This window comes from Methylocystis sp. sgz306128 (genome assembly GCF_056032725.1).
Genome location: NZ_JBVYWO010000009.1, coordinates 20,273 through 39,913 on the forward strand (window position 1 = coordinate 20,273; position 19,641 = coordinate 39,913).

19 protein-coding genes are annotated in these 19,641 nt (G+C 60.3%); 12 read left to right on the plus strand and 7 right to left on the minus strand.

Going from position 1 to position 19,641, the window contains the following annotated elements:
- Positions 1-51 precede the first annotated feature (51 nt).
- On the plus strand, positions 52-1,122 hold the full coding sequence (locus AC0N03_RS13200; RefSeq protein ID WP_474289275.1) for an ABC transporter ATP-binding protein: 1,071 nt from the start codon (positions 52-54) through the stop codon (positions 1,120-1,122).
- Between the two features lie 170 nt (positions 1,123-1,292).
- Here AC0N03_RS13200 and AC0N03_RS13205 read toward each other — a convergent pair whose 3' ends face one another.
- Complete coding sequence (locus AC0N03_RS13205; protein WP_474289276.1) at positions 1,293-2,738, minus strand: aldehyde dehydrogenase family protein; 1,446 nt, start codon at positions 2,736-2,738, stop codon at positions 1,293-1,295.
- A 195-nt stretch (positions 2,739-2,933) separates the two neighbouring features.
- On the opposite strand from AC0N03_RS13205, the gene AC0N03_RS13210 reads away from it, so the two are divergent.
- The 5 genes from AC0N03_RS13210 (at position 2,934) to AC0N03_RS13230 (ending at position 9,437) form a co-directional block, all read left to right on the plus strand.
- Positions 2,934-3,842, plus strand: a complete 909-nt coding sequence (locus AC0N03_RS13210; protein WP_474289277.1) for a LysR substrate-binding domain-containing protein — start codon at positions 2,934-2,936, stop codon at positions 3,840-3,842.
- Between the two features lie 158 nt (positions 3,843-4,000).
- Positions 4,001-5,533, plus strand: coding sequence for a M81 family metallopeptidase (locus AC0N03_RS13215; RefSeq protein ID WP_474289278.1), 1,533 nt, complete (start codon positions 4,001-4,003; stop codon positions 5,531-5,533).
- Between the two features lie 17 nt (positions 5,534-5,550).
- Positions 5,551-7,152, plus strand: coding sequence for an N-acyl-D-amino-acid deacylase family protein (locus tag AC0N03_RS13220; RefSeq protein WP_474289279.1), 1,602 nt, complete (start codon positions 5,551-5,553; stop codon positions 7,150-7,152).
- 8 nt (positions 7,153-7,160) lie between these two features.
- Entirely contained in the window at positions 7,161-8,351 is a 1,191-nt protein-coding gene (locus AC0N03_RS13225; protein WP_474289280.1) for a hypothetical protein, read from the plus strand.
- A gap of 51 nt (positions 8,352-8,402) precedes the next feature.
- Positions 8,403-9,437: an SIS domain-containing protein gene (locus AC0N03_RS13230; RefSeq protein WP_474289281.1), complete on the plus strand. Its 1,035-nt coding sequence runs from the start codon at positions 8,403-8,405 to the stop codon at positions 9,435-9,437.
- 96 nt (positions 9,438-9,533) lie between these two features.
- Here AC0N03_RS13230 and AC0N03_RS13235 read toward each other — a convergent pair whose 3' ends face one another.
- Both AC0N03_RS13235 and AC0N03_RS13240 read right to left on the minus strand, forming a co-directional pair.
- Positions 9,534-10,655 carry an alanine racemase gene (locus AC0N03_RS13235; protein ID WP_474289282.1) on the minus strand — a complete coding sequence of 374 codons (1,122 nt, stop codon included), beginning with the start codon at positions 10,653-10,655 and terminating at the stop codon, positions 9,534-9,536.
- Complete coding sequence (locus AC0N03_RS13240; protein WP_474289283.1) at positions 10,652-11,446, minus strand: IclR family transcriptional regulator; 795 nt, start codon at positions 11,444-11,446, stop codon at positions 10,652-10,654. The genes AC0N03_RS13235 and AC0N03_RS13240 overlap by 4 nt, the downstream gene beginning before the upstream one ends.
- A 144-nt stretch (positions 11,447-11,590) precedes the next feature.
- Here AC0N03_RS13240 and AC0N03_RS13245 point away from each other — a divergent pair, with 144 nt between their 5' ends.
- The 5 genes from AC0N03_RS13245 (at position 11,591) to AC0N03_RS13265 (ending at position 15,035) form a co-directional block, all read left to right on the plus strand.
- Entirely contained in the window at positions 11,591-12,436 is an 846-nt protein-coding gene (locus AC0N03_RS13245) for a transporter substrate-binding domain-containing protein (RefSeq protein ID WP_474289284.1), read from the plus strand.
- A 79-nt stretch (positions 12,437-12,515) separates the two neighbouring features.
- Positions 12,516-13,175 (plus strand): amino acid ABC transporter permease, encoded by a 660-nt coding sequence (locus AC0N03_RS13250; protein ID WP_474289285.1) that lies wholly within the window; start codon positions 12,516-12,518, stop codon positions 13,173-13,175.
- Positions 13,176-13,190: 15 nt separating this feature from the next.
- Positions 13,191-13,844 (plus strand): amino acid ABC transporter permease, encoded by a 654-nt coding sequence (locus AC0N03_RS13255; RefSeq protein WP_474289286.1) that lies wholly within the window; start codon positions 13,191-13,193, stop codon positions 13,842-13,844.
- 11 nt (positions 13,845-13,855) lie between these two features.
- The gene (locus tag AC0N03_RS13260) at positions 13,856-14,620 is read left to right on the plus strand and encodes an amino acid ABC transporter ATP-binding protein (protein WP_474289287.1); all 765 of its coding nucleotides are present in this window, start codon (positions 13,856-13,858) and stop codon (positions 14,618-14,620) included.
- A gap of 19 nt (positions 14,621-14,639) precedes the next feature.
- Entirely contained in the window at positions 14,640-15,035 is a 396-nt protein-coding gene (locus AC0N03_RS13265) for a RidA family protein (protein WP_474289288.1), read from the plus strand.
- A gap of 111 nt (positions 15,036-15,146) precedes the next feature.
- On the opposite strand, the gene AC0N03_RS13270 is transcribed toward AC0N03_RS13265, so the two are convergent.
- The 4 genes from AC0N03_RS13270 to AC0N03_RS13285 all read right to left on the minus strand — a co-directional run bounded on the left by AC0N03_RS13270 (position 15,147) and on the right by AC0N03_RS13285 (position 18,639).
- Entirely contained in the window at positions 15,147-15,773 is a 627-nt protein-coding gene (locus tag AC0N03_RS13270; protein ID WP_474289289.1) for a class I SAM-dependent methyltransferase, read from the minus strand.
- A 120-nt stretch (positions 15,774-15,893) separates the two neighbouring features.
- On the minus strand, positions 15,894-17,675 hold the full coding sequence (locus AC0N03_RS13275) for an OmpA family protein (RefSeq protein ID WP_474289290.1): 1,782 nt from the start codon (positions 17,673-17,675) through the stop codon (positions 15,894-15,896).
- Positions 17,676-18,205: 530 nt separating this feature from the next.
- Entirely contained in the window at positions 18,206-18,370 is a 165-nt protein-coding gene (locus AC0N03_RS13280; RefSeq protein ID WP_474289291.1) for a DUF3309 family protein, read from the minus strand.
- A 122-nt stretch (positions 18,371-18,492) separates the two neighbouring features.
- On the minus strand, positions 18,493-18,639 hold the full coding sequence (locus AC0N03_RS13285) for a hypothetical protein (protein WP_474289292.1): 147 nt from the start codon (positions 18,637-18,639) through the stop codon (positions 18,493-18,495).
- Between the two features lie 263 nt (positions 18,640-18,902).
- Here AC0N03_RS13285 and AC0N03_RS13290 point away from each other — a divergent pair, with 263 nt between their 5' ends.
- Positions 18,903-19,631 carry an SDR family oxidoreductase gene (locus AC0N03_RS13290; RefSeq protein ID WP_474289293.1) on the plus strand — a complete coding sequence of 243 codons (729 nt, stop codon included), beginning with the start codon at positions 18,903-18,905 and terminating at the stop codon, positions 19,629-19,631.
- Positions 19,632-19,641: the final 10 nt, after the last annotated feature.

Below are 19,641 nucleotides of genomic sequence, written 5' to 3' on the forward strand. Positions count from 1 at the left end.
GCAGGCGGCCGCAGCGGCCCTTGGTGCGCAATTCTAAAAGGATTTCACGTCATGGCTTCTGTGGAAATTCGCGGCATCGGCAAGAGCTACGGCCAGGTCCGCATTCTTCAAGACATCAATATCGACATCGCCGATGAGGAATTTGTGATTCTGGTCGGCCCTTCGGGCTGCGGCAAATCCACATTGCTGCGCATGATCGCGGGTCTTTCCGACGTAACCGACGGCGAACTTCGCATCGGCGGGCGCGTCGTCAATAACGTCAAGCCGCGTGACCGCGATATTGCCATGGTGTTCCAGAGCTATGCGCTCTATCCGCATATGTCGATTTTCGAGAACATGGCCTTCAGCCTGCGCCTGCGCAAGCGTCCGCAGGCCGAGATCGAGGCTGAGGTCGGCAAGGCTGCTGGCATTCTTAACCTCAAGGATTACCTTTCCCGTTCGCCGCGGCAATTGTCCGGCGGCCAGCGCCAGCGTGTCGCCATGGGCCGGGCTCTTGTGCGCCATCCCAAGGTGTTCCTGTTCGATGAGCCGCTGTCCAATCTTGACGCCAAGCTGCGCGTGCAGATGCGCACCGAAATCAAGGCCTTGCATCAGCAGTTCCGCACCACCACCGTCTATGTCACGCATGACCAGATCGAGGCCATGACCATGGCCGACCGTATCGTGGTGATGAATGCCGGTCGCATTGAACAGATCGGCACGCCTCTGGAGCTTTACGACCGGCCGGACAATCTGTTTGTCGCGGGCTTCCTCGGCTCGCCCGCGATGAATTTTATCTCCGGCACGTTCCACCGCGAGAATGATCGCAGCAATGTCAGATCCGATGACGGCGCCGTCCTGCTGCCCGCTGGCGACGTGGAAGCTCAGCCGGGACAGCGCGTGGTCTATGGTGTGCGGCCCGAGGCCTTTTCGCTGGCGGGATCTCTCGACGGGCTTCCGGCGGAGGTCAATGTTGTGGAGCCGACCGGCCCCGGCATTGAAGTCTTTGCAACCCTCGCGGGCAAACCGATCTGCGCATCCTTCGGCACGCGCCACAGCTTTGCCCACAAGGAGCAGATCCGCCTCGCCATCGATGTCGCCAAGACCCATGTCTTTGACGAGGCCACCGGCAAGCGCATCTGAGACGCGGGCTTGGCCGGAGGACCGGCCATGACGAGCAAATCTATGAAGTTGCGTTCCGACAGAACTGTCCCCCTCGCCCCGCTTTGCGGGGAGAGGGTTGGGGTGAGGGGCAAAAGAGTGTGTAAGGGGGAGGGATGCGCACGGCTGTTTCTGCCTGCATCCCTGATGTTCTAGAGTCTTATGCCGACATTCTTGGTCTGGACATAGCCGAGAAGGGCTTCCTGTCCCTTTTCGCGGCCATAGCCTGAGCGTTTCGTGCCGCCGAATGGCGTTTCCACGCCGCCGACCCACCAATCATTGACATAGACCTGCCCAGCCACAAGGCGCTCTGCCGTCCAGTGTGCGAGTTTCAGGTCACGGGTGAAAACGCCCGCTGCAAGGCCATAATCGGTGCTATTGGCAATCGCCACCGCCTCCTCCGGCGTATCGAAGGGCAAAACCACCATGACAGGGCCGAAGAATTCTTCCCGTGCCACCGTCATGTCCGGTGTTACGTCGGCGAAGATCGTGGGCGGCATGAAATGCCCGCCGGTGTTTTTCAGGCGCTCGCCGCCGGTCACCAGCCGCGCGCCTTCCGTCACGCCCTGATGACACAAGCCTTCGACGCGGTCCAGTTGCCGGGCTGAAATCAGCGGCCCCATGTCTTTGCTCTCAAGGCCGGGGCCGACTGTGCGCTTTTCGGCCTCCGCCTTCAGGCCGGCCACAACCGCGTCATAGACAGGGCGCTGCACCAGCAACCGGGAGGCGGCGGAGCAGATCTGTCCCGCATGGTGAAAGATGCCGCGCGCAGCATTTTTAACCGTGCGCTCAAGGTCGGCATCGGCATAGACAATGCCCGCAGATTTTCCGCCCAGTTCCATGACGCAGGGAATGACGCGCTCGGCCGCGGCGCGCAGCACGCTCTTGCCGGTGGCGACCGAACCGGTGAACACGATATGGTCGATGTCGTTGTGCGACACCAGCGCGGCGCCGGCATCCCAGCCATAGCCGCATAGAATATTCACCGCGCCCTCCGGCACACCCGCCTTCTGGCAGGCTTCGGCCAGCAGGAACAGGCTGAGCGGCGAATCTTCCGGAGATTTCAGCACCACCGTATTGCCGGTTATCAGAGCGCAGGCGATTGAGCGCGCGCCGACTGGCAGCGGCCCGTTCCAGGGCACAATCTGCGCCGAGACGCCGAACGGCGCGTGGATCGTATAATCGATGCAATCGGGACCCAGAGGAATCTGCCGCCCTTCGAGTTTATCGGCCATGCCGCCGTAATAGGTCAGGTAACGCACGGTCAGGTCAACTTCCGCCTGTCCGGCAGCCCATGTCTTGCCGTTGTCGAAGACCTCAACCGTGGCGATCTCATCGCGCATGGCGATCAGCTGACGCCCGATCTCGAACATCAGTTCGCCGCGCGCCGCCGGGCGCATGTCCTGCATCGCACGGCGGTTGAAGGCTGCGCGCGCGGCCCTTACGGCGGCATCGATGTCGGTGGGCATGGCGCGCGCCACTTCGCTGATCGTTTTGCCGGTGGCCGGATCCTCGATTCTGATACGCTCTCCGCCGGCGCTGTCGGCCCATGTTCCGCCGATGAAGTTCTGCCAATAGGGCCTGACATTTCCGATCATCGATATCTCCTTCGGGTGGAATGGGTTGCGGTTGTCGGGAGTTGGTCCCAATATAGGGATGCAGAGGGAAAGATTACGGTTTTCCGACCGGATTTGACGAATGCTGATTGCGGATGACGTCATGCGGCAATTGCATTTGTGTCTCATAATATACATTTTTAATATACTTATTGACTTCAGCAGGGGCATCTTTCAATGGAAATCAAATGGCTGGAGGACTTTCTCAGTCTGGTAGACACGCGAAATTTCTCCCGTTCGGCGGATTTGCGCTATACGACGCAGCCAGCTTTCAGCCGCCGCATCAAGAGTCTTGAGGAATGGGTGGGCGCGCGTCTGTTCGACCGCTCGATCCAGCCGATCACGCTGACGCCGGCGGGCGAGCGTTTCCGCCCCACGGTCGAGGAAATTCTGCGGCGGTTGTATCAGGCGCGCGAGGATATCCGCCAGACGGACAGGGTGGCGGCCAACACCATCAAGTTCAGCGCCACGCATAGCCTGTCCCTGACCTTTTTCCCCGACTGGATACGCAGTATCGAGGAGCGCTACCGGGTTCTGAGCACGCGATTGGATACGGACCAGTTCGAGCATTGCGTGCGTGCCCTGTTGCGCGGGGATTGCCACTTCATGCTCACGCACACGCATCCGAAAGTGGATATCAACCTGCCTCAGGCGCATTTCGCCATATTCAAGGTGGGCCATGACCGGCTGCTGCCGGTGACGGCTCCGCGCGAGGACGGCACGCCGCCGGTTCTGCTTCCCGGCACGCGCCAGAGTCCGGTGGATTATCTCGAATATGCCGAAACATCCGCTATCGGACGTGCTGTCGAAAACGCATTGTCGCAACGCGCGGCACCGCCGCATCTCAACCGGGTGTTTGTCTCGCACCTTGCGGCGGTGCTGAAATCCATGGCCTGTTCGGGGCGCGGCACAGCCTGGCTGCCGGAGAGCCAGATCCGCTCGGAACTGGCCTCGGGCGCGCTCGCATTGGCCGGCGATGAGAGCTGGCACGTGCCGGTGGAAATCTGCCTGTGCCGCTCGCGCGATCCGCTGCCCCCCAAATCGGAAGAGTTCTGGGCATTCGTCACCGGCGGCGCCGAGGTCTGACCCAAGTTGCGCTGGCCCAAGTTGCGCGGGCTCATGTCGCGCGGGCCGATATTTTGAGGCCAATACCTTGGGGGCATTGCCCTAGACCAAGCTTGCATTGGCCCCCGCTTGTCTGAGGCTGTTATGCTCTGACCGGAACATGATGGAAGGGACAGGACATGAAGCCGAAAGGGGCGAAGCGCATTGCAGTTCTTGGGCTGATGCTGGAGAGCAACAGCTTTGCTCCGGTGATCCAGAAGGAAGATTTCCTCAGCCGGCTTTATGTTGCGGGCGACGAGATTCTTGACGAACTGGTCAGCGCCGATTCGCGCCTTCCGGCCGAGCTTCGCAGTTTCTGCGCCACGCTTGACAGCAAATGCGAATGGATCAACGTGCCGATCCTGTTTGGTCTGGTCGAGGCGGGCGGCCCGATGGATCACGCATTTTTCAACGCCAGCCTTGAGGAGATGCGCGCGCGCCTTGCCGCAGCCATGCCGCTTGACGGTGTTTATATCTGCAATCACGGCGCCATGATCACCACCGAGGACCGCGATCCGGACGGCACGATCTTCCGGATGGTGCGCGAGATGGTCGGCCCGGCCGTGCCGGTCGTGGCAACGCTGGATCTGCACGGCAATGTCTCGCAGACCATGGTCGATTGCGCCGATGTCATAGTCGCCTATCGCACAAATCCGCATGTGGATATGGTCGAGCGCGGCGTGGAGGCAGCCCGCGCCATGCTTGACCTTTTCGGCGGCATGAAGCCGCAAAAAGCCTTTCTGCGGCTGCCGATAACGCCGCCGACCGTCACGTTGCTCACAGCCGCAGGGCCTTATGCCGATCTGATCAACCGTGGTCAGGAACTGGTTCAGGGCGATATTCTGAATGTCTCGATTTTTGGCGGCTTCGCCTATGCCGATACGCCGAAGAACGGCCTCGCCATTCTGGTGACGGCGCGTAGCGACAAGGCACAGGCGCAGGGCGTGGCCGATGCGCTGGCCCGTTTTGCATGGGCGGACCATCAGCGATACCGCCCTGTGCTGACGCCGCTTGATGAGGCGATCAGGCGTGCCGCTCAGGTGGCGGCGGACCCGTCATTGCCCGCTGTTGCGCTGGCCGATGTGGCGGATAATCCCGGCGGCGGCGGCAACGGCAATACGACATGGATTCTTGCCGCCCTGAAGGAGGCCGGAGTTACGGGCGTCATCATGGGCGTTTTCAACGATCCGCTGCTGGCGGCGGAAGCGCATCGTCTTGGCGAGGGCGCCAGGTTCCGCGCGGTGTTCAATCGCAATCTCGTCAACGATCCGTTTTCCGAGCGGTTTGAGGCAGAAGCCACGGTTCTGGCTGTCAAGGACGGCGATTGCGTCGGACGGCGCGGCTTTTATGCCAACCGCCGCATGAACCTCGGCCTTACTGCGCTGCTGGATCTGGGCGGCATTCAGGTCGTGGTCATCTCGATCCGCACGCAATGCGCCGATCCGGTATTTCTTGAGATGATGGGGCTCGATATTGCCAAGGCGCGGGTGACGGTGGTCAAGTCCCGGGGGCATTTCAGGGCCGGATTTGACGAATTTTTCAATCATGATCAGATTATCGAAGTGGATGCTCCCGGCCTGACCTCGCCGATTCTCTCGCGGTTCAACTTTGTGAACATACCCCGTCCGGCGTTCCCGATTGACGAGAACGTCAGTTGGCCGGTGTCGAAATAACAGAAGAAGGCAAGGCTATGGCCGACAGTACGCTGATCCGCAATGTCCGCATCATCGACGGTACGGGCGCGCCCTGGTTTGCCGCCGATCTGCGGATAGACGGTGCGCATATAGCCGAAATCGGATCAAATCTCTCGCCCGGTGCAAGCCGGATCATCGAGGGACATGCGCAATATCTTGCTCCGGGGTTTATCGATGCGCATTGCCACGATGATCTGATTGGCCTGCGCGAGCCTTTGCGGCCGGAGAAGATCCTGCAGGGCGTCACCTCTGTCGTGGCGGGCAATTGCAGCTTCTCGCTCTATCCGGCCGTTGAAGGTTCGAAGGAACTGCTGCGCCAGCATTTTTCCTCCTTGCTGGGGGAAACGCGGCCAGATGAAATCTTTGCCGATCTTGCGGCCTATCGCGAGGGGTTGCACCGGCGCGGCATTGCGCTCAACGTCATTTCGCTTGTCGGACATGCGGCGCTGCGTCTTGCCGTCATGGGGTTTGAGCAGCGCGCGGCCACGCCCGACGAAATTGCCCGGATGCAGGCCTTGCTGGCTGCTCAGCTGGTGCAAGGCGCGGCTGGTCTTTCGCTCGGGCTGGTCTATCCGCCCAGCGCCTATGCCGATAATTCGGAAATGCTGGCTCTGGCACGTACAGTCCGCGACCACGGCAAGGTGCTGGCCGCGCATATCCGCAGCTATGAGGCCGGTCTCCTGACCGCCATCGACGAGTTTACCGCTATCCTGCGTCAGGCGGGATGCGCGGGGCTGCTTTCCCACCTGCAGTCGGCGGGGCGACCAAACTGGGGCAATATTCCCAAGGCGCTGGAGCGGCTGGAGCAGGCGCGCGCCGATGGCGTCGATGTCAGCTTCGATATGTATCCCTATCCGGCGGGCAGCAGTTATATTCTCCAGCTTCTGCCGCCGCAGGCGCTGGCGGGCGGCCATGCGGCTCTGCTGGCGCGTCTCGACGATGCGCCGAGCCGGACGGATCTGCAGCGCTGGGTCGAGCAGGGCAGTGCGGATTCGCATATCCAGTCCAAGGTCGCGCTGATCGGCTGGGAAAATGTGCGCCTGTCTGCGATCAATTCGCCCGCGCTCAAACATCTCGAAGGGCGCAATATGGCTGCTGCCGCCGAGGAAACCGGCGTCGGGCCTTTCGATCTCATGGTGCGGCTGATCCGCGAGGATGACGGTCAGACAGGCATCGTCCTGTTTCAGCTCGATGAAGCGGATCTGCGCTGCGCCTGTACGCATCGCCTGCACATGTTCGGTTCCGATGGCCTGCCGCGTCCGGGTACCAAGCCGCATCCGCGGGCCTTTGGTACCTTTCCGCGCATCGCCGGACCGCTGGTGCGCGAGGCCGGGTGGTTCCCGCTGGAAGATGCCGTGCGCCGCATGACATCCGTGGCCGCCCAGAGGTTCGGACTGGCCGCACGCGGGCTGGTGCGGCCTGGTATGATTGCCGATCTCGTATTGTTTGGTGACGACGTGGCCGACCACGCCACCTTTGACCAACCCACATTGCTGCCTTCGGGCCTAAGCCATGTCTGGGTAGCCGGGCAGGCAGTTGTCGCGCAGTCGCAGGTTACCGGCGCCTTGCCGGGGCAGGTCCTCAGTGCTTTTGCATAGGAAAATACATGCAGTTCTCGATGTGGACCTATCCTTGGGATGTGCAGGCGCTGGGTATTGAGCGCACCTGCGCCGAGCTTGAGGAGCGTGCCGGGCTCAATAGCATCAGCCTTGCCGCATCCTATCATGCGGGACGCTTTCTCCAGCCGCGCTTTGCCACGGAGAAAGTCTATTATCCCGAGGACGGCGTGATTTATTTCAGGCCCACGCGGGATGCCTGGCAGAAATCCCGGCTGAAGCCGAGGGCCGCCGATATTCTGGCCAAGGGCGATGTGCTGCGTCAGCTTGTGGATATGCGCGAGCGCACCGGCCTTGGCGTTTCGGCTTGGACCGTTTGTCTGCATAATTCGCGCCTCGGCATGCTCCATCCGGATGTCACCACCGAGAATGCCTTCGGGCACCGAAATTCCTTCAGCCTCTGCCCGTCGCATGAAGATGCCCGCGCCTATGTCTGTGCTCTGGTGCAGGATATGAGCGCGCAGTACCGCCCCGATTCCATCGAGCTGGAAACGCCCTGCTTCATGCCCTACGCCCATGGTCACCATCATGAGAAGGATGGCGTCGGCCTTACGGCTGAAGATGATTTTCTGCTGTCGTTGTGCTTTTGCCCGGCCTGTATCGCGCGTTCGGGTAAGGCGGGCGTGGATGCGCTGGCGGCGCGCGCGCGCGCGCGCACGTTGATCTGCGAAGCGTTTGAACGGGCGGTTCCCGCGCCGCGCTGGCCCGATTTCCAGAAAGGCGGCTTCAATAACTTCAGCAATGAACCGGCAATTCTGGATTATGTGCGCTGGCGCAGCGAGCCGGTGACGAGCCTTGTCGCGGCGATGCGCGAACATACCCATCCGGCAACCCGGCTTTATGTGATCGATATTCTCGATGGCTGGCTCAGCGGCTGCGATACCACAGCGCTGGCGCGGGTCAGCGATGGCATGATCTTCTGCGCCTATGACATGAGCGCGGATGAAACCCGTGATATGCTCCGCCGTGCTCGGGCGGCCATCGGGCCGGACCGCTATCTTGGCGCGGGCTTCCGGGTGTTCTGGCCTGAGATGCGGGATGCCGCGGATCTGGCCGCCAGGGTGCAGGCCGCCGTTTCCGCCGGAGCCGGCGGCGTGAATTTCTATAATTTCGGGCTGATACCGGCGGCCCGGCTGGATTGGGTGAAGCAGGCGATAGAAGCGGCAGCACCAGTAAATTGAAATGATCGGCAAGCCGCTGTGCGTTGATGCAGACGTTGAGGGTATGAGTGGATGACACATAGCGCCACCACCGCCATGGCGCGGGAAATCCGGCAGATTCCCGCCATAATCGGCGAATTTTTTGCTCGGGAAGGCGCTAATCTCAGGCAGATCGGCGCGACCTTGCGCGATCTTGATCCGGCTTTTGCGGTGACCTGCGCGCGGGGCTCCTCGGACAATGCGGCCGGCTATTTCAAATATCTGGCTGAAATTCTGCTTGGGCTTCCCGTGGCGTCGATCGGGCCTTCGGTTGCCTCAGTCTATCAGGCCCGGCTGAAAGTATCTGGCGCGCTGATCGTCTCCGTGTCCCAGTCCGGCCAGAGCCCGGACATAGTTGCCCTGCAGGCCTCGGCCCGTTCTTCCGGAGCTTTTGCGCTTGCGGTCGTCAATGACGGGGACTCCCCGCTGGCCGCAGGGGCCGATGCCGTGGTGCAGATTCACGCAGGGCCGGAAACCAGCGTCGCGGCCACCAAGAGTTTTGTCATGTCCGCCCTGGCCCTTGCCGCAATTCTGGCCGAGTGGAAACAGGATGCCCACCTGCTTCAGGCGCTGCATGACCTTCCCGAGGCCATGACAGCAGCCATCGAAGCCGATTGGCAGGCTCCGCTGATGCTGCTTCGTGAGGCGCCGAGCGCCTATATAATCGGGCGCGGCCCGGCCCTGCCGATCGCCCATGAAGCGGCGCTGAAGCTGAAGGAAACCGCCATGCTCCATGCCGAGCCGTTCAGCGGCGCGGAAGTCATGCATGGCCCGCTGCAACTGGTGCATCGCGGCTTTCCGGTTCTGGCCTTCCACCCGAAGGACGCTTCATTCGCGGCCATGCAAACCGCCATTGAAAAGCTGAGATCGGCGGGCGGGCATGTCCTTGTGGCCGGTGAGGGGCCTGATACCGAAGATCGTTTGCGGTTCCGGCCTTGCAAACATCCTCTGCTTGATGCGCTGGTTATGCTGGTCTCGTTCTACGATCTCGCCGAGAAGCTGGCGCGGGCGCGCGGCTGCGACCCGGATCATCCCGTCCGCCTGCGCAAGGTGACGCAGACCCTGTAACGGGACAGCACCGCCCGATCAAAGGCTCAGGGTGAGGCCGGAGAGGTTCAGGCGGGCGCGCTGTTCAATGCACTGGCCAAAGCCGCGGAACCCCGGTCAGACCGAGGAATGCGCCCAGTCGATGCGCTCGCGGGCATTGACATCGACAAAGCCCAGCACATCGTTGCCGCTGACCAGCGCCACGCGGTCGAACAGGTTCGAAACCACGCAGGCGTGGTTCGGAATGATACGCACTTTGTCGCCCACATCGAGCGCGATGCCGCCCCCGGCCTTGTCGAGGTAGCCGTGCTCTTCGTCGAGCCGCGATACGATCACGCCCGGCTGGCCGACCACGAGGCCGTAATCCTGCATGCCGAGCAGGTCGCTCGTCAGCACCTTTGAACCGGCATCGATGATGGCGCGGCCCGGCGAATGGCGGCTTACAACGCTGGCCAGAACATGCAAGGCGCATTCGCTCTCGGTGCAGGCGCCGCGATGGATCAGGGAGCGGTCATTGTAGATATACGTTCCGGCCCGGTATTCAGTTACTGTATCGAGCCCGTCATCACTGCCCTTGTCCGGTGTGCCGCCGGAGGAAATGACAGCCACGGTCAGGCCGGCGTTTTCACAGAGCGCTTTTGCTTTTGCGAGAAAGTCGCGCGAGGCCTTGCGCCCGCCCGGCGGCGGATAGGTCATCAGTCCGCCAAAGGTCAGGCCCGAAGCTCCCGCAATCTGTGCCGCCAGATCCTGTGCCGCTTCCGGTGTTTTCACGCCGCAGCGGTTGGCACCGGTGTCGCATTCGACAAGAACCGTCAGCGAAACGCCTTCATGCGCGGCGAGGGCGGCAAGGCCGTGCACCACTTTTGCCGAATCGGCGACGACACTCATTTTTACCCGTCGCGCCAATGCCGCGAGCCGGGCCAGTTTGCTGGCGCCGATGATGTTATAGGCGATCAGGATATCGCCGATTCCTGCATCGGCCATGACTTCCGCCTCGCGCAATGTCTGGCAGGTGACGCCGACAGCGCCAAGCTCCATCTGCTTGCGGGCCCAATAGGTGGATTTGTGCGTTTTCACATGGGGACGATTGGCGATGCCCAGCGCGGCGCAGCGGGTTTGCCAGCGGGTAAGGTTATCGAGCGCCTTGCCTGATTCGATGAGGACGCAGGGCGTCTCGAGTTCGTCGATGGTCATGCCGGCAGGTGCCGGATGAAAGCCTGTGGAAAAGAAAAGGGTCATGCGGATTGAGTCCAGCTCTGGTCGGAAAGTTCTCGTGCAGATTCAACGAGGCGGTTGAGCAATTCCTGTTTGCGTGTTGCGGCTGAATCAGCCGGAATGACGAAGCAAAGCGTGGCCGCTGCCACGCCATTGCGATCGCGGATGGGCGCGGCGAGGCATGTTGTGTGTGGGTCCGAAAGCGCCGTCGTTTCGCAGCATCCGGCCTGACAGGCGCTGGCAACATCGCGGATGAAGTCCTCGATGTCGATCACGCGGCCGTTCGGCAGCCGCAGGTCTTCAGGCGGAATGAACGACCTGATCCGTTCCGCGTTCATATGGTCGAGCAGCAGGCGGCCTGACGCCGTCCAGGGCAGGGGCACCTCCACGCCCACATCTGTGGAGATGCGGAACAGGCCGGAGCCGTCACGCGTATCGACAACCACATATTTATTGCCGCGCAGCGCGCAAAGCTGGGCCGTGGCGCTCGTCTCGGCGGCCAGCCGGTCCAGCATCTCGCGGCAGCGCCGGTGCAGCGGATTGGCGTCGCCATAAGCGCGGCCATAAAGATGCAGAGCCTTGCCGAAGTAGACATAGCCGTCTTCGCCGACGGTTTCGAGGATATCTGCTCGAACCAGACGATTGACGATTGCATAAACGGTTGAGCGCGGCGCGCCCATCTGGCGCGCGATTTCGCCGATCTTCGTCGGCGCGTGCAGGCGCAGCAGGGTTTCGAGAATTTCAATCACCCGGTCGATGCCGTTCTGACGTTCTGCCGGCGCCTCTCCGGATGTCTGTCTGGCGATATTGCTCATGCATCATTCCCACTTTTACAAACCTCTTGACACAAAAGCGCTAAATTGTATAGCGTCCATTTGTCTTTAATTATGGACATATGTCTTTTATAAGAGACAAATAGGTGAGGTTCACGATCCTTCCAAGGATTGAAGGCGGCATTCATGAAAACTTTTTCCAAAGCATTGTGGGCCGGGCTCGGCGCCTTGACCCTTGCGGCTCTGACTGCCGGTACGGCGCAGGCCGAAAGCAAGCTCCAGCAGGTGCTGGCGCGCGGCAAGCTGATCCTGGGAACGGGCAGTACAAATCCGCCCTGGCACTTCAAGGATGATAAGGGCAATCTGTCCGGATTCGACGTGGACATCGGTCGGATCATCGCCAAGGGCCTGTTCAATGATCCGAACAAGATCGAGTTCGTGACGCAATCGTCGGATGCCCGCATTCCCAACATCATGACAGATCAGGTCGATATCACCTGTCAGTTTATGACCGTCACCGCCGCCCGGGCCCAGCAGGTGGCCTTTACCATTCCCTATTACAGGGAGGGCGTCGGCCTGCTGCTGCCCAGCGGCGGCAAATATGCCGATTTTGCCGCCCTGAAGGCTGCCGGTTCCGCCGTCACCATTTCGGTGCTGCAGAATGTCTATGCCGAAGACATGGTTCATCAGGCGCTGCCGCAGGCCAAGGTTGACCAGTATGAAAGCGTCGACCTGATGTATCAGGCGCTCAATTCGGGCCGGGCGGCGGCGGCTGCCACGGATATGTCCTCCTTGCGCTGGTTCATGAAGCAGAACCCGGGCAAATATGCCGATGCAGGTTACGGCTGGAATCCGCAGACCTATTCCTGCGCCGTCAAGCAGGGGGATCAGGATTGGCTGAACTTCGTCAATACAGCGTTGCGCGAAGCCATGACCGGCGTCGATTTTGCTGATTATAAGAAGTCCTTCGAAACGTGGTTCGGCGAAACCCCGCCGGAGCCAAAGATCGGCTTCCCGTCCGAAATGCGATAATGAACAGCGGCATGGCGGGCGTTGCGCTCCGCCATGCCGGTCAGCCGAACGGCATCACTGATTTCAGAACGGGTTGATCATGAGCTATGTGCTCAATTTTGCGCCGATATGGGCCAATTTCGATAAATTGCTGCTGGGCCTTGCCCGTGGCCTCGGCCTTGCGCTGGCATCGGTGGCGATCGGCGCCCTCATCGGCCTGATTGCAGGCTTTGCCAGCACCGGCCCTTCGCGCGCCGCGCGCCGCTGTGTGGCAACCTATGTCGCCATCATCCGCAACACGCCTATTCTTGTCATCATCCTGCTGATCTATTTTGGTCTGCCGCAGGCAGGTATCACTTTCGATAAAATACCGAGCTTCATTCTGGCCTTGTCGGTCTATTCGGGCGCCTATCTGGCGGAAGTGTTCCGCGCCGGCCTTGTCGCTGTGCCAAGGGGCATCGTCGAGGCGGGCCGCGCAATCGGCCTTACCCGCTTGCAAACCAATGTCTATGTGGTCGCGCCGGTGATGTTGCGCAATGCTTTGCCTGCGCTTGGCAGCACGTTCATCTCCCTGTTCAAAGATACGTCGATTGCTGCCGCTATCTCCGTGCAGGAACTGACCTTTCAGGCGCGCAAGATCAATATCGAGAGTTTCCGCGTGGTCGAGACATGGTCGGTCACCAGCGCACTCTATATCGTCACCTGTTTCATCATCGCCCTTGCGCTGCGCCGTCTCGAGCGCCGCTTTCCGAAATTCTGAGCCGGGAGAAAGATCATGAGTGAATTTTTCGTCCAGCTCTGGATGGCGCGCCTTGAACTGGCCGAGGGGTTTTTCCATACGCTGGAGGCCTCTGCGGCCGCCATTCTTTTCGGGACGTTGCTTGGCGCCCTCATTGGTCTGGCGCTGGTTTATGGGCATTGGACTCTGCGTCTGCTGAGCCGGATCTACATCGACCTCCTGCGCGGCACGCCGGTTCTGGTGCTGATATTGGCAGCCTTTTATATTCCGGCGGCTTTTGGCCTGCGCCTTGGGGCTTTTGTCTCTGGCATGCTGGCGCTGACTTTGTTCTGTGCTTCGCATGTGGCCGAAATTGTACGCGGCGCGCTGCAATCCATCCCGCGCGGCCAGACCGAGGCTGCCCGCTCCATCGGTCTCACCTTCCCGCAGACGATTGCCTATGTGCTGCTGCCGCAGGCATTGCGCTCCATCCTGCCGACCCGGATCAACACCGGGGTTGAACTGGTCAAGGCCTCGACGCTGCTTTCCGCCATAGGTGTCGGTGAATTGCTGCTCAAAACTCAGGAAATTGTCGGGCGCAATTTCATGACGCTCGAATTCTACCTGCTGGCCGGGATTCTCTATCTGCTCGTCAATTTTTCCATCGAACGCCTTGGCGCCTATGTCGAGCGCCGCGTCGCCTTCCGTTGAAAGACCTGATCATGCCGCCACTTCTCCAAATCAAAGACCTGCACAAGCATTTCGGTCCGGTGGAAATCCTCAAGGGAGTCGATCTCGACGTCCATAAAGGCGAGGTTGTCTCGATCATCGGTTCCAGCGGCTCGGGCAAGACGACGCTGCTGCGCTGCGTCAATCTTCTCGAGGAATTCGATGGCGGCGAGATCATCCTTGACGGCGCGGCCATCGGCTATCGCACTGAGAACGGTCGCCGAACCCGCCTGCGCGACGCTGAATTGTCGCGCCAGCGCGCCATGACCGGAATGGTTTTTCAGAGTTTCAATCTGTTCCCCCACCTGACCGCAGCCGAGAATATCATGCTCGGATTGCGTAAGGTGAAGGGTATGAGCAAAGCTGAGGCGCGGTCGATTGCCGAAGGCTGGCTGGCGCGGGTTAATCTCGCGGCGCGGGCCGATCATTATCCCGGCCAGTTGTCAGGGGGGCAGCAGCAGCGCGTGGCTATCGCCCGCGCTCTTGCCATGAACCCCAAGCTCGTGCTGCTGGACGAGATTACCTCGGCGCTTGATCCGGAACTGGTGCAGGAGGTGCTTGCCACGGTGCGCGCGATTGCCGCCGAAGGCGCAACCCTGCTGATCGTAACGCATGAAATGCGTTTTGCCCGCGATGTATCGCATCGGGTTGTTTTCATGGAAAAAGGCCTGATAGCCGAGCAGGGTAAGCCGGACGAGATTTTCGGCAGGCCGAAAAGTCCGCGTCTGGCCGAATTTTTGGGCAATGCCCGCGATTGATCAACAAGAGGAAAAGCACATGACAATCATAAGGTATGGCGGCGTTGGAACGGGTGCGGGCGGCAAGGCTCTGCCTTTTGTCAAGGCGGTGCGGGCGGGGGATTTTGTCTATGTTTCCGGTCAGGTGGCCATGGGGCCGGATGGCGAAATCGTACCGGGTGGCATTGTCGCGCAGACGCGCCTGACCATTGAAAATGTCAGATCGGCGCTGGCTCTGGCCGGGCTTGATCTCTCGCATGTGGTCAAGGTCACGGTCTGGCTGGCCGATACACGCGACTTCTGGAGCTTCAACAGTGTCTATAACGAATATTTCGGAGCGGCATTGCCGGCCCGTTCCTGTGTCCGGGCTGACATGATGGTGGATTGCAAGGTCGAGATCGAGGCTATCGCCTATGCGCCGTTGGGCGCCAGCTGAAGTCGTCTTGGCGCGGATGGCGCACGGGGCACCGCCCGGAGGTCTTGATGCGAAACCCGCTTGTCCGCACTTTTTCCGCCTTTGGCAGACTGAGACCGATGGGAAGGGCGTTTATATCGGCGCTGCCCGTCGGAAGGTGCTGAACTGAAATTTCTGGATCGCGCCCCAAGGCACGATGTGTTCATGGCGGCGGCTGTCAATCAGCGCGAATTCGGGCCCCAGAATGGCCGCGATCGAGGCCGCGTCGTGCCGGGCTACCGGCAGGCCCGAGCATTTCTCGGGGCCATCGGGTGCAAATGTGCCAAAAATCGCATGTCCGTTCGGCTTCAGCGCGCGCCTGAGCACCTCTGCATAAGCGCGCTGCTGCTCCGGTCTGATCAGGAAATGAAAGGCCGCGCGGTCGTGCCAGATGTCATATGTGCGCCGGGGACGCCATTGGGTGACATCGGCAACGACCCACTGAACCATTTCGCCAGCCTTGCCAAGGCGCGCCTGCGTGGTCATCAGGGCGGTTTCAGACAGATCGAGAACGGTCAGGTCGGTGAAGGCCTTCTCGAGAAGTGCATCGACCAGATGCGAGGCGCCGCCGCCGATATCGACAATCGCGCTATCCGGTGCGGCGTGAACCAGATCGAGCAGTTCCAGCGAGATTGCCGGAGTTTGCTCATACCAGCTCACGTCCGTTTCCTTTTTGGAGGAATAGACCTGATCCCAGTGCAGCTTGAGGTCGTCAGTCATGGTCGTCTGTATTGGTTGATCCTGTTGTGCTGTCGCAACGTCGGGGCAAGAATGCCCCGGCGCCCACTTTAGCACGGATTAGCCAAACGGTATCTCCGTGTCTGCGAACCGCAAATTACTTTATTGCCCTGCCTGCGGGCCGTTCAGCAGCGGTGTGATACGTCTTATTGTGACGCGGCGGTTTTCACGCGAAGCTTCCTGTGTATTGACCTTCAGGAATTGCTCGCCATAGCCCTGGCTGGTGAGATTTTCCGGCGGAACGCCAAAGTTTTGCGTCAGAATGGTGGCAACAGATTGCGCCCGGCGATCGGACAGGGAGAGATTATCAACCTCGGAGCCCACTGCATCGGTATACCCTTCAACGAGGAATACTTCATTGGGATTTCTTCTGATCGACTGGTTCAGTGCCTGTGCGACACTTGCCAACTGGCCGATCTGATCGGGCGTAACTTCCCAGGAGGCTGTGTCGAAATTGATCGTGTTGAGCTCGACGGAGCGCATGCGGTTGCGCAGATCGGGGCTGACGCGCACTTCATCCAGAGTGTAGCGGCGCGGTAATGGCGCAACAGGTGGCGCTGTCAGGGTTTCGTACAGCATGCCTTCGGGCGCGCTGCGAGCATCTACGATATAGTCCTGCTCCGGCATATCCCGGGGCGGCGGCGCAAGATAGATAATTTCATCATTATAGGTGCGCTCCGGTCCGGAATAGGTATTGTCGATCAGGACGATCTCGCGGCCGTCGTTCAAGCGCCGGATACGGCGAAGCAGACGGCCGTTGAGATCAGTGATCGTGATGATCTGATCGCCATCCGGGCGACGCCAGATTGTGACAAGCGTATTGCCCTGCTGAACAGTCCGGACATCTTGACCTAGGTCGCGGAAACGCCGCGTTTCATCATGCCGAATGATATAATTGTCATTCTGCTGGATGATCATGCGGTCAGGCTCGCGGTAGACCGTGAAGCCATCGCCGTTCACCTGCTGGCGCTGGCTTTGGACATCCGAATATTGATGTACCGCCGTGCCGGCTATGAAGCCGCCGATAAGACCGGCACCAAGGCCGATCGCGGCAGCGGTGGAAGGCGTGATGCCTTTACTCTGCGGGGCCGGGGCGGGGGCAGGAGGCTGAGCATTCGGCGCGGCGGAAGGTTTCAGCGCCGACGGCGCATTTGGCGCCGGGGCAGGCGCAATCGCGGGAGCCGGAGGCTTCACCGAGGCCGGTGCGGTTTGTGTCGGCGGCGCGGCCGGCGGCTGGCCAGCGGGCAGGGCAGGCTTCACCTGCGCAGGCGCGTTGAGCGGTGCCGGGGCGGGGACAATCGCGGGAGCCGGAGGCTTGACCAAGGCCGGTGCGTTCTGCGGTGGCGGCACGGGCAGCACATGTCCGGCGGGCAGGGCGGGCTTCGCCTGTGGAGGCGCGTTGAGCGGTGCTGGGGCAGGGACTATCGTGGGAGCCGCAGGCTTGACCAAGGCCGGTGCGGTTTGTGCAGGCGGCGCGACCGGTGGCTGGCCAGCGGGCAGGGCAGGCTTCACCTGCGCGGGCGCATTGAGCGGTGCCGGGGCGGGGACAATCGCGGGAGCCGGAGGCTTGACCAAGGCCGGTGCGTTCTGCGGTGACGGCACGGGCAGCACATGCCCGGCAGGCAGGGCGGGCTTCGCCTGTGGAGGCGCATTGAGCGGCGCAGGAACCGGCGCTTTCGCAGGGGGAACCGGCTTCATCTGTCCGGGCGCATTCTGAGGTTCGGGAGCAGACGGCAGGCTTGTGGCAGGTTTCGGCGGTTCAGGCGCTTTTGGCGTGCCAGCGGGTTTGTGATCAGGGACGCCTTTGCGTTTCTGGAGCAAGAGAGCCGGATCTTCTGCCGGCTCGGCTGAATTTTGTGCCAGCAGCCAATTTTTTGATGGCATTTGCGCTGCTACGGGGGCGGACTGGCCCAGAACAAAGGACGGCAAGATTGAACCGGCTAGCAGCAAGTCTCTGATTTTACTCATTTATAGTTTCTCCGATACAATCAGACGTGACAGAGCGCAAACATCTTTGGCTCGTTGCCATTGCCGATCCCATTTGTTTCTTGTGAATGCAGGCGATTTAAACGCAATCGCGCCTGCCGCGATAGTTTCGGAAACTACTCATCGGAAATTTGGCGCATATTTCGTGATTTTCGCAGTCTGCCAGCGGTAAATCTCCGTCGTTGGGTCGCCGACAGACGATAATCTGGCAACGCAATGATTTTAAGCCTAACGACGTTGTTTGGCGGAATTTGGGCGGCGGTTTTTTGGGAATTTATGCCGATGAGGCCACAGATTCCGGTCGTCATCCCGTCTTGAGGCAGGCCGGTGATGAAATATGGCCAGATTTGACCGGCGGCCTGTCAGCCACCGGCAAAATGCAAAAGTCTTGTGATCGTCACCTTGCAATGACGGGCTGACAAATCAGTCTAGATGCGTCCGAGCAGCATGAGAACCACGAGGATGATCAGGATGACTCCGATTGCGCCGACGCCGCTGTGGCCGTAACCATAGCCATAGCCGCCGAAACGGCCACTGAAGCCGCCAAGCAGAAAAATGATCAATAAAATAACGAGAATTGTTCCAATGGACATGAGCATGCCTCCTTCGTGAGGGGTCAATAAATATTTGTATTATCTGAGTTTTATAATTCGAGGTTTTGACTGGCTTCTGCAAATTCACGCCAGTTTAAAAAATCATCGAGACAAGAAGCTATTTACTTCTTCTCTATGGAAATACCTTTTTCATTGAACTGAATTTCGACGCTGTTCGTCTTCCGCCGTTCGTTGTAAAGTTGATAGCCAACCACGGTCAGTGCAACGGCCAATATTCCGATGATAGCAAAAAGCGTGTTACGGTTCATGTCCTGGCAACCTTATCCAATTTGGCCTGATGTCGCTGTGACACACCTCAGATTAAGCTTCGCACATATTGTCCAATAAGCGAACCTTTATTTTAAACGCATAATATTCTGCCGCGCTTACCTATGGAATTTGGACGCCGGTGCTGGGTCAGTCATTCCGCCTGCAATACTATTCACGGACGCCACTAGCCGGAAGGTCATTCCCGATTTAACAATGGGGCCGATATGACCGGCGCAGGCCGGAAGCACAAGAGAGGCACGCCATGGGACAAGAACTTGAAGGCAAGATTGCAGTCGTGACAGGTGCTGCGTCGGGTATCGGGCTGGCAAGTACCGAGGCGATGCTGGCCGCCGGGGCGCGCGTGGTGATGGTTGACCGGGACGAGGCCGCGCTCGCGGGGCATCGCGCCAAATATGGTGATGCCGTGATTCCGCTGGTGATCAACCTGCTTGATGCCGGCGATTGCGCCAGCTTGCTGCCAAAAGTTCTGGAAAAGGCTGGCCGGATCGATATCCTGCACGCCAATGCTGGCACCTATGTCGGCGGCGATCTTGTCGATGCCGATACAGCAGCCATCGACCGGATGCTGAACCTGAACATCAATGTCGTCATGAAGAATGTGCACGACGTGCTGCCGCACATGATCGGGCGCCGCACGGGCGACATTATCGTCACAAGTTCGCTCGCGGCGCATTTCCCGACGCCGTGGGAGCCGGTTTACGCGGCTTCCAAATGGGCAGTGAACTGCTTTGTCCAGACCGTCCGGCGTCAGGTGTTCAAACATGGCATCCGCGTGGGTTCGATCTCGCCCGGCCCGGTTATCACCTCGCTGCTGGCGGACTGGCCGGCGGAAAAGCTGCAGGAAGCACGGGACACCGGGAGCCTGTTGGAGGCCAGCGAGGTTGCAAATGTAGTGCTGTTTATGCTGACGCGTCCGCGCGGTATGACCATACGCGACGTGGTCTTGCTGCCGACCAATTTCGATCTCTAGAGCGGACGGC

Bases quoted from the DNA above. Each gene is read 5' to 3' on its own strand.
- AC0N03_RS13215 (WP_474289278.1), top strand. From the start codon at position 4,001: ATGAAGCCGAAAGGGGCGAAGCGCATTGCAGTTCTTGGGCTGATGCTG.
- AC0N03_RS13240 (WP_474289283.1), bottom strand. From the start codon at position 11,446: ATGAGCAATATCGCCAGACAGACATCCGGAGAGGCGCCGGCAGAACGT.
- AC0N03_RS13235 (WP_474289282.1), bottom strand. From the start codon at position 10,655: ATGACCCTTTTCTTTTCCACAGGCTTTCATCCGGCACCTGCCGGCATG.
- AC0N03_RS13225 (WP_474289280.1), top strand. From the start codon at position 7,161: ATGCAGTTCTCGATGTGGACCTATCCTTGGGATGTGCAGGCGCTGGGT.
- AC0N03_RS13275 (WP_474289290.1), bottom strand. From the start codon at position 17,675: ATGCCATCAAAAAATTGGCTGCTGGCACAAAATTCAGCCGAGCCGGCA.
- AC0N03_RS13230 (WP_474289281.1), top strand. From the start codon at position 8,403: ATGACACATAGCGCCACCACCGCCATGGCGCGGGAAATCCGGCAGATT.
- AC0N03_RS13245 (WP_474289284.1), top strand. From the start codon at position 11,591: ATGAAAACTTTTTCCAAAGCATTGTGGGCCGGGCTCGGCGCCTTGACC.
- AC0N03_RS13270 (WP_474289289.1), bottom strand. From the start codon at position 15,773: ATGACTGACGACCTCAAGCTGCACTGGGATCAGGTCTATTCCTCCAAA.
- AC0N03_RS13285 (WP_474289292.1), bottom strand. From the start codon at position 18,639: ATGAACCGTAACACGCTTTTTGCTATCATCGGAATATTGGCCGTTGCA.
- AC0N03_RS13260 (WP_474289287.1), top strand. From the start codon at position 13,856: ATGCCGCCACTTCTCCAAATCAAAGACCTGCACAAGCATTTCGGTCCG.
- AC0N03_RS13250 (WP_474289285.1), top strand. From the start codon at position 12,516: ATGAGCTATGTGCTCAATTTTGCGCCGATATGGGCCAATTTCGATAAA.
- AC0N03_RS13220 (WP_474289279.1), top strand. From the start codon at position 5,551: ATGGCCGACAGTACGCTGATCCGCAATGTCCGCATCATCGACGGTACG.
- AC0N03_RS13280 (WP_474289291.1), bottom strand. From the start codon at position 18,370: ATGTCCATTGGAACAATTCTCGTTATTTTATTGATCATTTTTCTGCTT.
- AC0N03_RS13255 (WP_474289286.1), top strand. From the start codon at position 13,191: ATGAGTGAATTTTTCGTCCAGCTCTGGATGGCGCGCCTTGAACTGGCC.
- AC0N03_RS13200 (WP_474289275.1), top strand. From the start codon at position 52: ATGGCTTCTGTGGAAATTCGCGGCATCGGCAAGAGCTACGGCCAGGTC.
- AC0N03_RS13290 (WP_474289293.1), top strand. From the start codon at position 18,903: ATGGGACAAGAACTTGAAGGCAAGATTGCAGTCGTGACAGGTGCTGCG.
- AC0N03_RS13205 (WP_474289276.1), bottom strand. From the start codon at position 2,738: ATGATCGGAAATGTCAGGCCCTATTGGCAGAACTTCATCGGCGGAACA.
- AC0N03_RS13265 (WP_474289288.1), top strand. From the start codon at position 14,640: ATGACAATCATAAGGTATGGCGGCGTTGGAACGGGTGCGGGCGGCAAG.
- AC0N03_RS13210 (WP_474289277.1), top strand. From the start codon at position 2,934: ATGGAAATCAAATGGCTGGAGGACTTTCTCAGTCTGGTAGACACGCGA.